The sequence below is a fragment of the Pseudochryseolinea flava genome (genome assembly GCF_003286915.1).
In the GTDB taxonomy this organism is placed as follows: domain Bacteria; phylum Bacteroidota; class Bacteroidia; order Cytophagales; family Cyclobacteriaceae; genus Ohtaekwangia; species Ohtaekwangia flava.
The window spans coordinates 135,547-148,703 of sequence record NZ_QMFY01000008.1; the positions used below are offsets into that span (position 1 = coordinate 135,547).

Consider the following 13,157-nt stretch of genomic DNA (forward strand, 5'->3'; position numbering starts at 1 on the left):
TGCTAAAATTACACCGCTACCTTCAATTTTGCCAGCTCTTCGCGCAAACTGAGCAGCGAACTTTCTAGTACAACGTTACCGATAACAATAACCGCGGGTGACGACAATTCACCCTCTTTAACTTTTTCAAGAATATTTTGTGCAGTACCAATCGCGATTTTCTGTGTCGCCCACGTGGCTTCTTGAATCACGGCAATTGGTTCTGCTAACGATCGGGTCAAAGCAAACATCTCTGCAATCCTTGCTAGGTGCGTCATGCCCATCAGAATCACAACCGTCGCCGATGACTTTGCCGCATGAATGATGTCATTTGAAAGTTCGCCAGAGCTTAATGTTCCTGTAACTACCCAAAAGCTTTCGTTCACACCGCGTTTTGTTAGCGGAATACCGGCGGCACCTGCCGCAGCCAGTGAACTTGATATGCCCGGTATTACTTCTACATGTATGCCATGACGTTGCACGTATTCCAATTCTTCATGACCTCTACCAAATACATACGGATCGCCACCTTTTAATCTAACCACCTTTTCAAAACGGCTTGCATAAAATACCAATAGACGATTGATCTCCTCTTGCGGAAACTCTTTTTTGCCTTTTCGCTTGCCAACATATACCAAACGACATCCAGGTTTACTCTCTTGAAGCAATCGCTCATCTACCAGCGCATCATATAAGATAACGTCGGCACGTGTAATCGCTTTCATCCCTTTTAGAGTCATCAACTCAGGATCGCCGGGGCCGGCGCCTACAATATAGAGTGTTGTTTCAGCTTGCTTCATGGCTCATAAAATATTTACGTAATAATACGTAAATTTTACGTGGTGTACGTAGTTTATTAATACTTTTTACGTATAATTACTTAAAATTTGAAGATTTACTACTTAAATCGTTTGCAATGAAAAGGATCGTGATCGTAGGAAATGGAATGGTAGGATATAAGCTTTGCGAAAAGCTACGTAGCCGTTCAGCCGAAGTAGAAATTATCGTTTACGGAGAGGAGCCCCGTCCTGCGTACGACCGTGTCCATCTCAGCAGCTACTTCTCGGGATCTACCGCTGATGACCTGTTAATGGCACCAGCATCATGGTATGTCGAAAACAATATTACACTGCATACGGGTGAATTAGTCATCGACATCGATCGTGAAAAGAAGACGATCAAAACCCACATGGGGCGTCACGATCATTACGACCACCTCGTGTTGGCCACAGGATCAAGTGCATTTGTTCCCACGATCGACGGCGTTGAGCGCGATGGTGTGTTTGTATATCGCACGATCGAAGACCTCAATGATATTATTGCGTATTCGAAAAAAGTAAAGCGTGGCGCCGTAATGGGCGGCGGACTTTTAGGATTGGAGGCAGCAAAAGCGTTGATCGATCTTGGACTTGAAACGCATGTGGTAGAATTCGCGCCGCGTTTGATGCCAAGGCAAATCGATGACGCTGCGTCGGAAGTGCTCGCGCATAAATTGTCACAACTTGGTATCACCATTCACCTCGGAAAAAATACTAAATCCATCGATGGCAACGGGAAGCTTGAAGGCTTGTCTTTTGCCGACGGTAGTAAACTCGATATTGAGATGTTGGTCATCTCAGCAGGGATCCGTCCGCGGGATGAACTAGCAAAGGCAACGTTGCTAAATGTTCACCCGCGCGGCGGTATTCTCGTAGATCAGCATCTGCGCACGAATGATGAAAATATTTTTGCGATCGGTGAGTCTGCCGTATTCAATAATATGGTGTATGGATTGGTGGCACCAGGATATGAAATGGCCGATATCGTTGCCCGTCAAATCACTGGCGATAACGCAAAAACATTTAATGGATTTGATATGTCGACGAAACTTAAACTCATCGGCGTCGATGTGGGAAGTTTCGGAGATCCGTTCTGCGATAACACACCAAGTATTCCCATTGTGTTTAAGAACAAGCATAAAGGCGTGTACAAGCGCATCAATATTTCGGAAGATGGAAAATTATTGCTCGGTGGTATTTTGATCGGGGATGCGAGTCAGTACAACATTCTCCATCAAATGGTGGCGAACAAAATGCCGCTGCCGGAAAATCCAGAGACATTAATTATTGGCAATGGAAGTGCAAAGGGCGGCGACGAAGGTGCAGGCGTGAAGGGATTGCCGGACACTGCGCAAATTTGCTCTTGCGAAAATATTACGAAAGGGGAACTTGTTCATCAAATTACAGAATGCGGCATTACCAGTGTTGATGGCCTGAAGAAATCTACAAAAGCGTGTACCGGATGCGGTGGTTGTACACCACTTGTAAACGATCTGCTCAAGATCACGCTCGAGTCGATGGGACACAAAGTGAAAAAAGTATTATGCGAACATTTCGACTTTTCTCGTCAAGAACTTTATGACCTCATCAAAGTGAAAGGGATCAAGAGTTACGATGCATTGCTCGACATGCACGGTAAGGGAGACGGCTGTGAAATCTGTAAACCTGCAGTGGCTTCATTGATGGCGAGTATCTGGAACGATTTGATTCTTGAACAAGATACCATTCAAGATAGCAATGATCGATTCTTGGCAAACATACAACGTGGCGGTACGTACTCAGTCGTTCCGCGCATTGCCGGTGGTGAGATCACGCCGCAGAAACTTTCTGCGATCGGTCGCATTGCAGAAAAATATAATCTCTATACAAAGATCACTGGTGGTCAGCGCATCGACATGTTCGGCGCGCGCATGGATCAACTTCCGGATATTTGGGAAGAACTTGTTGCAGAAGGATTTGAAAGCGGACACGCGTATGGAAAATCATTGCGTACGATCAAAAGTTGCGTAGGGTCAACATGGTGCCGTTACGGCGTGCAAGATTCAGTTTCCTTCGCTGTATTAATTGAAGAGCGCTACAAAGGGTTACGTGCACCGCACAAACTCAAAGGCGCTGTGTCTGGATGTATTCGTGAATGCGCTGAAGCACAATCAAAAGATTTTGGAATTATTGCTACCGATAAGGGCTGGAATTTATATGTGTGTGGTAACGGTGGTGCGCGTCCTCAACATGCGAAATTGTTAGTAACCGATGTCGATTCTGAAACCTGTATCAAATACATCGATCGTTTCTTGATGTACTACATTCGCACGGCAGACCCACTAACACGTACTGCTACGTGGTTGAATAAACTCGATGGAGGTCTCGAATATCTTTATGATGTGGTCGTCAATGATTCTCTTGGAATTGGTGAGATGTTGGAGAAGGAGATGGAAGGATTGATTGCTACTTATCACTGTGAATGGAAGAAGGTGGTTGAAGATCCTGCGCTTCGTGCGAAATTCCGTCACTTCGTGAACAGTGATGATGCCGATGAGAACATCGAATATGTAGACATGCGTGGACAAAAATGTCCGGTAGATTGGAATAAAAAATAGAAAGGACTTACAACATGGAAATACTAAACGCTATCAAGACCTTCAAGCCTGAAGTAGAAACCGAAGTGAATGTTTGGTTTAAAGCTGCGCACGTAACAGCGTTTCCGGAAAACGGCGGCGCATGTGTAAAGTATAAAGACATGCAAGTAGCGGTGTTCAACTTTACGAGACGAAACGAATGGTTTGCTTGCCAGAATCTTTGTCCTCACAAAATGCAGATGGTTCTCTCGCGCGGAATGGTTGGCTCAGTAGAAGGCGAACCGAAAGTCGCATGTCCTTTTCATAAGAAGACGTTCTCTCTTAAAACCGGAGAATGCTTGAACGCGGAAGAGTGTTCAATTGCCGTCTTCCCTGTGAAAATTGAAGATGGCTACGTTCATATAGGCTTTACGAAGTAAAGCGTTCTTTTTATAAAAGTGGTAGGGCTTGCCTAAACGGCAAGGTGAAATGTCGGGCCTCGAAACCTGGCATTTCTTACCAACACTGAAACGTTAAAATATTTCATCGAAAATATTACGCAGTTGCGTAGTGCAGAATCAAGCATGCTACGTAACTTTCCTACGTAAATGATACTTAAGTTTAACACCGAGGATAAGTTGAAATTCAACCGCTTTAGCAAGCTGGGCATGTGGTACATACTCGCCCTCAGTGTTATCGCGATTGTATCCATCGTAGGACAATTTCTGATTCAGAATCACCTCAAGAGCCAGTCCAGCGACTCGCGTGTTGTTAACCTAGCGGGAACACAACGTTATAAAAGTCAATGGATCGTTAAAATGTCGTTGCTATTGTATACAGATATCGAGCATACACATTTTGCTGATAAAGCTGCCACACTCGAAAAGCTACTCGAAGAATGGAAACGTGGTCATGTTGGATTACAGCATGGTGATACGGCCTTGCAGCTTCCGGGAACCAACAGCGATAGCATCATTCGAATGTTTCAGGATATCGATCCGTACTTTCAACATGTTTATGAAAGTGCGAAAGCAATTATAGCGTTTAAGAAAGGTGAGGTAAGAGACAAAGCTTCTATTGACAACGCGGTGAAACTGTTGCTCGACAACGAATTTGCTTTTCTGCAGAAGATGGATCGCATTGTGTTCCAGTATGATTTCGAAGCCAAGCAAAAAATAGCCACGTTGAGTAAGCTTGAATATTTTCTGCTCGCGCTTTCAATACTCGTCATTGCTTTGGAAATTCTATTTGTATTCCGCCCGACAGCCGTGCAAGTCAACAAGACCGTTAACCAACTGATTGCGTCGGAGAAGAATGCTAAAAAACTCTCGAAGGAAATTGGCGTGCTCTATGCGTCACTCGAAAAATCGTATGAAGATCTTTCGCACGTGAATTTGCCGAAGGAGACACCGAAACTCTACGCAAAGACTGATCGCGGTGGAAACGTAACCTTCATTTCAGATTTGTTTGCTGACTTGAGCGGCATCGATGAAGGTGCAACAGGTGGCGTAGTGAAAGATTTGTTCGGCGACGAATCGTTGGACGAAGATAGTCTCGAAGAAATTTTGGACCTCGTATCGAATGGCAAAGCATGGCAAGGCGTGGTTCGCTACGTCAACGAAAAAACGGGGAAAGATCGCTGGGCGGAGATCATGATCGTGCCCGTGGTTAACGAGGAGGATGAGATAGACGAATGGCTGATCATGGGATCAGATATTACAAGGCAAAAGTTTGCTGAACAGAATATGCGCGAAAAAAATCGTGCGGAAGTAGAGAAGAAAGTCAATCAACAGAAATTTCGTTCGGTTTTAATTCTGGAAGGGCAGGAGGAGGAACGGAAACGTTTGGCCATGGATATCCACGATGGCATTGGCCAGATGCTAACATCTTTGAAATTCCACATTGAATCAATTAATGCGACTGGTGATCCAACAGCTGTTCAGCAGAAACTTACAGAAATCCAACATCTTATTGCACAAGTAATTAAGGAGGTGCGACGTGTAACGTTCAATCTCAAGCCAACTGTACTTGGCGACTACGGATTACAAGCAGCATTGAATGTGTTCGTAAAAGAGATCGGTAAACTGACGGAAATAAAATTGGCGTATCAAACAGAAGGTGATACATCTGTTAGACTACCACAGAAAATCGAGAATAACATTTTCAGAATTATTCAGGAAGCGATCAACAACGCTATCAAGTATTCATCTGCAACCCAGATTGATGTTATCCTTCAACAGGAAGAAGAAACTGTAAATATCATCGTGCAGGACAATGGGAATGGTTTCGATGAGAAACTTGTGGAGGCACGTAGCGTGAACATCGAGTCGGGCAGAGGCTTTTTTAATATGTACGAACGTACCGAATATATTAACGGTGCACTTAGCATTAAATCAGAACCAGGTAAAGGAACGCGTGTGCATTTGGCTGTTCCTGTTAAAACTTTAATTGCAGTATAACTATGAATAAGATCAACATCGTTTTAGCGGATGACCATGTGTTGGTGCGTAACGGGATTAAAGCTATGCTTGAATCAGATCATGACATTGATGTGATCGGCGAGGCAGGGAACGGACTTGAAGCACTTGAAGCAGCAAAACGTTTGCATCCTCATATCCTTGTTTTAGATATTCGAATGCCGGAGTTGAATGGACTTGAAGCAGCAGCGCGATTGGACGATTATTCGCCAGATACAAAAGCCGTTATATTGTCAATGCACGACTCGGAAGAATACGTGATGCAAGCGCTGGATGCTGGAGCCCATGGATATTTATTGAAAGATACCGACCGCAACGAATTTGTAAAGGCATTGAAACAAATTCATAGTGGAAGCAAATATTTTAGCGGGGCAGTATCCAACGTACTGGCTAACCGCCTTTTGAATGCGCAAACCAAGCCGTACACCAACAAGGTGGCCGACATCGAAGATACATATAACCTGACGCGCCGAGAGAAAGAGATTCTTCAAATGGTTATCGATGGGAAACAAAACAAGCAAATTGCCGAAGCGTCTGGCAAAAGTGTCCGTACCATCGAAACCCACCGCTTTAACATCATGAAAAAGTTAGGCGTCAACAACGCCATAGACATGGTGAATAAAGCGGTGAAGGAGAATCTGGTTTAAATGGTGTTGACGTATTGACGTATTGATGTGCTGACGTCCTCCGGCTTATGTGCTCACCACTAAACGATCACATTAATTATTGATGAATAAATATGAACTATTCGTTGATCAATTAACATCAACACATCAGCACGTCTAACCTGGCACCACATTTTATTCCTCCCTTCATGTTGAATCAAAACAAAGGAGGAACTATGGCATTGCAAGAAAAAAGTTATGATGTCGACAATCGTACGGGAACGAATCATGAAGGTCCGTATGCCAACACGCCTGTAAGACGACTTACAGCCACGTCGATTATTGGAGATAGCGTAGAGAATGCTGCAGGAGATGACCTCGGCAAAATCGATAACCTGATGGTGAACTTAAACACGGGCGAAATTGAATATGTGGTGTTAGAGTTTGGTTCGTTCTTGGGGATTGGCGGAAAATTATTTGCTATTCCTTTTTCAGAATTGACGCTTGATGCCGAGCGTGAGCTCTTCATTTTGAATCGTGACAAGGATTACCTGAAGGATACTCCAGGCTTCGATAAAGCCCACTGGCCCGATACCAACGACCACTCATATTTTAACGATGTAAACACCTATTGGGGATCGCCCCGGGCGTATTACTAGTTGTTGTAACGTTCGTGAATAGTGCGACTTTGTCGTATAGACCTTACGTTGTAACCTGGTATGGAAAGCGTCGCTCAAAAAGGCGACGCTTCTTCTTTTTATTGCTTCACGTTAGTTTACTAATAATCCGAGTAGTCCGTTGGATGAAGCAGCATGATCGTAATCTTTGATACGTTATGCTGGTACATCGGCAGTGACGACATCTTTTTCCATTCCGGGTCACTCACAAATGTCTTCCAGTGCTCTTCTCTGGCGCTACGGTTCTCGAATGAAGTCATGTACATTAAATTGGGTAAGGTTGGACCAATCAACGCTTCTCCATAGAATACTGCATTGAACTTTAATTTTTCGAATAGTAGTATTTCGCCACCCTCGTTAAACATGTGCTCTTTGTTCTTGTAAATTTTTTGGCTGTGGCCTTCGTAACTTCTCAGCTCGTAAATCCGTTGGTCGCGTGGAGTGGTGAATGATGGAGCATGAAGTTTAGGTGCATCACGGAAAGCCCTGAGGAATATCGATTCGATGCGATCGAACGTTGGTGTTTGATAATCGGCATCGAGATAATCTTTACCGGTAGTCGCGTATGTATTGTCTTTTGAAAGTACATCTTGAATTTTTACAAACTGATCGGGCGATTGATAGGGGATGAGTAAGATAATTTTCTTTCCAGAATTCACAGTATCAGACGACACGGGCTTAAACGCACCAATGTTTTTAATCCCTGCGCGATGCAATGCGGGTAGGAGTGACTGTTTTAGATATGCGTCGTTAGCCGCCTCTTGATTTGCGTTTGAAATGTTTATGGTTCTGATTTCATAGAATTCCTGCGTCGCTTTTTTCTGAGCAAAAACAAGGCAAGGAAGCGTGTAAAGGAGAGCGATGGAGAGATACTTGATCATAATGTGGTTGTATTTGAAGTTGAAGGTAACGATGGTAACAAAGCGTTGCAACATTGTTTTGTTGAAAAAACATAACGCCCTGTGCTTGTATAAGTGAACGAATATTCATTTATATTTGCCGGGTGCGAACAAGAGACGAGAATAAAGAAGAGACCATCCGCCAAAAGGCCATCGAACTTTTTGTAAAACATGGGTTTGATGGATTAAGCATGCAAAAGCTCGCAAAGGAAGCGGGGGTATCTCCGGCCACACTTTACATCTATTACAAAGATCGCGATGACATGATCGTGCAATTGTGGGTTTGGGTGATGAAAAAGATGGTCGATACGACACTGGAGGGCTTTGATCCCGGAATGTCATTCGAAGCGGGACTAAAATTACAGTGGCAAAATCGGGCGAGGTTTTGCATGGAATATCCGATGGAACTCCATTTTATGGAACAGATTAAGTACTCGCCGTATCACGAGGCTTGTTCAAAAAAAATGGATGCAAAGTTTATTAACACGATGGGCGAATTTGTTCACAATGCAATTCGTCGTAAAGAGGTTGTGAAGGTACCTGTAGAAGTATATTGGTCAGTGGCTTTTGCTCCGCTGTATCAACTTGTAAAGATGCACATGTCTGGAAGAGGATTGCGAGACGAAAAGTTTGTACTGGATGAGAAGACGATCAATCAAACTTTTAAGCTTGTGCTCAAGGCGTTAAAGCCTTAATGTGTCGATAGCTTGTAGTGTAAGAAATAGACCCTAGTTGTATGATGGAAACAATGAATGCGGTGTTGGTGTTTAAGACCAACCTTAACCCAAGTGGCGTTGAAGACATCGCGATGCTTTTATCGAAAGATCCACGCATAAAAAAGTGGAATGTCGATCTTGAAGATGTTGATCGCATATTGCGCGTTGTGTCGAACACGTTGACGCCGATGGAAGTGCAACATCAGATAAATGCTGCGGGATATTTATGTGAGGAATTGCCAGATTAGTTAACAAGTAAGATTTCAAACAATGAAGAAAATAGTTTTTTCAAAATATGAGCGATTTGTTATTGCGCTCATTGTACTCGTTCAGTTCACGGTGATCGCCGATTTTATGGTCTTAGCACCACTCGGGATGAAGTTGATGCCTGAGTTGAATATCACGACAGCGCAATTTGGAATTGTCGTGGCGGGTTACGCGGTAAGCGCAGCAATTTCAGGTTTACTTGCTGCAGGTTTTGCTGACCGGTTCGACCGCAAAAAAATTCTACTGTTCTTTTACTCAGGATTTTTGATCGGAACATTACTGTGCGGACTTGCCAATAGTTTTTATTTTTTGCTGTCGGCGCGTGTCGTGACTGGAATATTTGGTGGTGTCGTAGGATCAGTCGTGTTCGCGATTGTGACCGACTTATTTGCTCCACAAGTCCGCGGACGTGTAATGGGCTTCGCGCAGATGGCTTTAGGTGCTAGTCAAATCTTAGCCGTACCAGTTGGATTGATGTTTGGTACACATGAGGATTGGAAAGTTGCAGGATATGCGATGGACTGGCATATGATCTTCTTGATACTTGTGGTGCTTGGCCTGTTTGTACTGTTCATGATTGTAAAAATGGAGCCAGTGAATGCTCATTTGTCTATTAAAACAGATCGCAAACCTTTTGATCATTTGTTGAAGACTCTTTCCAACAAACAATATGTAAAAGCGTTTGCAGCAACAACGCTTTTGGCTACCGGCGGATTCATGCTCATGCCTTTTGGAAGTTTATTCACCACGATCAATCTCGGGATAGCGGAAGAATTGTTACCATGGTTGTATTTGATCACGGGCGTATTTACCATGATCTCCGGACCTTTTATTGGAAAGCTTGCAGATACTGTTGGAAAGTATCCGGTCTTTTGTATTGGTTCGCTGATTAGCGCAACGGTAGTGGTGATCTATGCGAACTTGGGTCCAACACAACTGTGGGTACTGATCATCATTAATGCAATTATGTTTGCTGGGATCACGTCGCGAATGATTGCTTCGCAGGCGTTGATGAGTATTATTCCGAATCCCGCGGATCGTGGAGCATTCATGGCAATCAATTCTTCGATGCAATATTTCGCCGGTGGTATTGCCGTATCAATCGCTGGACTGATCGTGTTTCAAAAAACAAAAACATCACCTGTCGAGAATTTTGATACCTTGAGTTATGTGGTGGTGGTAACCATGGCGATCACAGTAGTGATGATGTATTTCATCAGTAAGCAAGTGAATCAAAAGCTTGGCGCGCAGGGAAGTCAACCTTCAAAAACATCAGGTGAAAAAGTTGTTGAAGTTGCAGCGAGGTAAAAATGAGATCTACACGACAACGTACTGGCTACTGGAACTGAGGGAACTGCTCCCCATTTTATTCGATGGCATACATTTTTGTTGAAATAAAAAAGCCTCAGTTTAGTTGAGGCTTTTTCGTTTATTTTTTGCGATGTATTAAAATGAGTTTGCCTTTGTTACTGCTCCTTTGAACGAACCAGAGATGGTACTATTATCTTCAAGGGTGAACGAGAATTCAAATACATGTTCCTCACCTGATTTACTGACAGTTACCTGACCGTCGGAAATTTCTTCATCATACACTGTAGGTGTTTCAGATCCAAACCCAACGAACACCAGCGCAGATTTTAAGATGTTATCTGATGTTCCAGGTAAATACTGTGCTGCGGGCACCCAGCCTTCTTGCGTCGATTGAACTTGGAAACGCACAGCATCTCCTGAACCCTGAAACTTATCGCTTTCAGAAAACGTGATGCCGTCTGATGCAATGACGACGTTGTAAACGTGATATGATTTATCACCAACGGTTGTAGTAGTAACTGAATCGACATAAGCGTCGGTGAGTGCATAAGTTGTGTTGTTAACTTTAAATTCATTAGCCACTTTCTTATCATCATCATCATCTTCGTCTTTACAAGCTGCGAGCAATGATCCCATCGCCAGTACAGTCAAACAGAATAGTAACTTTTTCATAAATCTGGTTTTAATATTTATGAGTAGTTACTAAAGTTATGTGCCAGCCTACCACACGACCCTGCGCGTAGCTGATTGGTTGCCAAGAGAAACGTGTGGAATTTTTTAAATGCGTTGGTAAGGTTCAGAAAGTTTTTTCGGCGCTACCGTGCAATACGCAGTGATGAGTGCATCTTTACAAATCGATGCTTTCACTCGACGAAGATCAATGATTGTCCAACCTTGCTTACCCCAACCACCAGGTACAGGATAGATTACATGTTCGTCATACGCGCAAAAAACAGATTGATTTAAGGCAGTCAGTTTTACGACTGCTCGTTTTTCATTTTCTTTTAGCGTAGCAAAAATTTTCTTACGCACACGAAACGATGGATTTTCCCAATGCGGTTGTTCTTCGACTTCTGCCAACCCGAGTGCAATTTTTCGGAAGTTGTTAACTGAGATCATCGCGTGCTTCTTAACTCACAAATCAAGATACAAAGATCCATGTTGTCGTATATCGACATATTTTTATCGGCCTGCGTCAGCCCAACATGGCCTGGAGACAGAAGCTGTTGTTATTTACTTAACTATGGATGACCACACTTACGGTCGTTTTTGCAAACGATTTTCTACGTAAATCAATCCTTTTCGTAATTATTTTTACGTATTTATTACGTAAAATATAAGTAAGTTACGTATGTTTATTACGTATTAATTACGTAAACGTTTCAAGCATGCTCAACAGCAATCCCACAGACAAAGCCACTAAAATCAACTTACTCGATTTTAAAACACCCCAGATGCGGGCCTTTCATTTAACTTGGATGACGTTCTTCCTTTGTTTCTTCGGATGGTTCGGCATCGCTCCTTTGATGCCTATTGTCAGAAAGGATCTTAATCTTGATCAAGCACAAATAGGAAACATCATCATTGCTTCGGTAGCCATTACTGTTTTTGCGCGCTTATTCTTCGGATGGTTGTGTGATAAAATCGGACCACGGTTGAGCTACACGCTGTTGTTGATTATCGGATCTATTCCGGTAATGTGTATTGGTTTTGCTAACAGCTACGAATCGTTTTTATTATTTCGTTTAGCCATTGGTCTTATTGGGGCTTCATTTGTAATCACACAATATCACACCTCTGTGATGTTCGCGCCCAACGTAGTGGGTACTGCAAATGCTACTGTTGCTGGTTGGGGAAATATGGGCGGTGGTGTTACATTAATGGTAATGCCGTTAGTATTTGCAGCGTTTGTTGGCGCCGGTTATCTGGAGCCACAAGCATGGCGTTATAGCATGGTCGTTCCTGGTGCAGCACTGTTCATCATGGGTTTTATCTACTACTTCTTTACACAAGATACACCAAGCGGAAATTTCAAAGACATTGATCGCACAGCAACAGACAAGAAAAGTGGCAAAGGAAATTTCTGGAGTGCTTGTAAAGATTATCGTGTTTGGGTGCTCTTCCTCGCGTATGGCGCTTGCTTTGGTATTGAGATTACGATCGACAATATCGCAACACTCTACTTCGTCGACAATTTCAATTTAGGTATTAAAGAAGCCGGCATCATTGCAGGCACGTTTGGGATGATGAACATCTTCGCGCGTGCATTGGGTGGAATCTTCGGTGATATGGCGGGAAAAAAATACGGCATTAATGGAAGGATAATCATTCTCGGCGCATTCTTACTGCTTGAAGGTATCGGCATCATGATCTTCTCTACAATGGACGTGCTATTGTGGGCGATCGTTACCATGTTGCTCTTCGCGCTCTTCTTGAAAATGTCTAACGGAGCAACTTACGCTGTGGTGCCATTCATTAATAAGAAGGCCATGGGTGCTGTAGCAGGTATCGTTGGCGCGGGCGGAAATGTTGGTGCCGTGCTCGCTGGATTTCTGTTCGCCTCAAAAACAATCTCATATCGTGAAAGCTTGTTCATTATTGGCATCGTGGTGATGGCTGTTTCAGTGCTGTCGCTAATCCTCGTGATGGTAACGATGAAGAAAAATAATCCGGTAGTAGAAAATGCACCGGTAACACAAACAGAATTACAACCTGCTTAATTGATAATCACCTCTCAAAATGATACAGGTAGAAATAGCAACATTTTAACATTGACAGCATAGCGCGGTTACCAGGTAATCCCGCTAAAAACAAAAAGTCCCCGTAGGAACTGGACATTCATCAGGGGACCTA

Annotated in this window: 13 protein-coding genes; 9 read left to right on the top strand and 4 right to left on the bottom strand. The window is 43.3% G+C overall.

Annotated features, from left to right (window positions below; genetic code table 11):
* Positions 1-8: 8 nt before the first annotated feature.
* Positions 9-779 (bottom strand): uroporphyrinogen-III C-methyltransferase, encoded by a 771-nt coding sequence (gene cobA, locus DQQ10_RS16040; RefSeq protein WP_112747903.1) that lies wholly within the window; start codon positions 777-779, stop codon positions 9-11.
* Positions 780-895: 116 nt separating this feature from the next.
* Here cobA and nirB point away from each other — a divergent pair, with 116 nt between their 5' ends.
* From nirB to DQQ10_RS16065, 5 genes are all read left to right on the top strand, one after another.
* Positions 896-3,394 (top strand): nitrite reductase large subunit NirB, encoded by a 2,499-nt coding sequence (nirB, locus tag DQQ10_RS16045; protein WP_112747904.1) that lies wholly within the window; start codon positions 896-898, stop codon positions 3,392-3,394.
* A gap of 14 nt (positions 3,395-3,408) precedes the next feature.
* On the top strand, positions 3,409-3,792 hold the full coding sequence (gene nirD, locus DQQ10_RS16050) for a nitrite reductase small subunit NirD (RefSeq protein WP_112747905.1): 384 nt from the start codon (positions 3,409-3,411) through the stop codon (positions 3,790-3,792).
* A gap of 168 nt (positions 3,793-3,960) precedes the next feature.
* Entirely contained in the window at positions 3,961-5,811 is a 1,851-nt protein-coding gene (locus DQQ10_RS16055) for a sensor histidine kinase (protein WP_112747906.1), read from the top strand.
* A gap of 2 nt (positions 5,812-5,813) precedes the next feature.
* A complete protein-coding gene (locus DQQ10_RS16060) occupies positions 5,814-6,476 on the top strand; it encodes a response regulator transcription factor (protein WP_112747907.1) in 663 nt (220 codons plus the stop codon).
* A 167-nt stretch (positions 6,477-6,643) separates the two neighbouring features.
* Entirely contained in the window at positions 6,644-7,093 is a 450-nt protein-coding gene (locus tag DQQ10_RS16065; protein WP_112747908.1) for a PRC-barrel domain-containing protein, read from the top strand.
* A 119-nt stretch (positions 7,094-7,212) separates the two neighbouring features.
* Here DQQ10_RS16065 and DQQ10_RS16070 read toward each other — a convergent pair whose 3' ends face one another.
* Entirely contained in the window at positions 7,213-8,046 is an 834-nt protein-coding gene (locus DQQ10_RS16070) for an NIPSNAP family protein (RefSeq protein ID WP_245970437.1), read from the bottom strand.
* Between the two features lie 68 nt (positions 8,047-8,114).
* Between DQQ10_RS16070 and DQQ10_RS16075 the strand changes: the two genes are divergently transcribed.
* Genes DQQ10_RS16075 through DQQ10_RS16085 form a run of 3 tightly spaced genes read left to right on the top strand, consistent with a single transcriptional unit; the run spans position 8,115 to position 10,301 of the window.
* Positions 8,115-8,705 carry a TetR/AcrR family transcriptional regulator gene (locus DQQ10_RS16075; RefSeq protein WP_112747909.1) on the top strand — a complete coding sequence of 197 codons (591 nt, stop codon included), beginning with the start codon at positions 8,115-8,117 and terminating at the stop codon, positions 8,703-8,705.
* Between the two features lie 41 nt (positions 8,706-8,746).
* Entirely contained in the window at positions 8,747-8,974 is a 228-nt protein-coding gene (locus tag DQQ10_RS16080; RefSeq protein ID WP_221409746.1) for a hypothetical protein, read from the top strand.
* 22 nt (positions 8,975-8,996) lie between these two features.
* Entirely contained in the window at positions 8,997-10,301 is a 1,305-nt protein-coding gene (locus DQQ10_RS16085) for an MFS transporter (RefSeq protein ID WP_112747910.1), read from the top strand.
* A 138-nt stretch (positions 10,302-10,439) separates the two neighbouring features.
* On the opposite strand, the gene DQQ10_RS16090 is transcribed toward DQQ10_RS16085, so the two are convergent.
* Together DQQ10_RS16090 and DQQ10_RS16095 are read right to left on the bottom strand one after the other, a co-directional pair.
* The gene (locus DQQ10_RS16090) at positions 10,440-10,976 is read right to left on the bottom strand and encodes a hypothetical protein (protein WP_133259674.1); all 537 of its coding nucleotides are present in this window, start codon (positions 10,974-10,976) and stop codon (positions 10,440-10,442) included.
* A gap of 105 nt (positions 10,977-11,081) precedes the next feature.
* Positions 11,082-11,423 (bottom strand): MmcQ/YjbR family DNA-binding protein, encoded by a 342-nt coding sequence (locus tag DQQ10_RS16095; RefSeq protein WP_112747912.1) that lies wholly within the window; start codon positions 11,421-11,423, stop codon positions 11,082-11,084.
* 269 nt (positions 11,424-11,692) lie between these two features.
* Between DQQ10_RS16095 and DQQ10_RS16100 the strand changes: the two genes are divergently transcribed.
* On the top strand, positions 11,693-13,024 hold the full coding sequence (locus DQQ10_RS16100; protein ID WP_185147036.1) for an MFS transporter: 1,332 nt from the start codon (positions 11,693-11,695) through the stop codon (positions 13,022-13,024).
* Positions 13,025-13,157 lie beyond the last annotated feature (133 nt).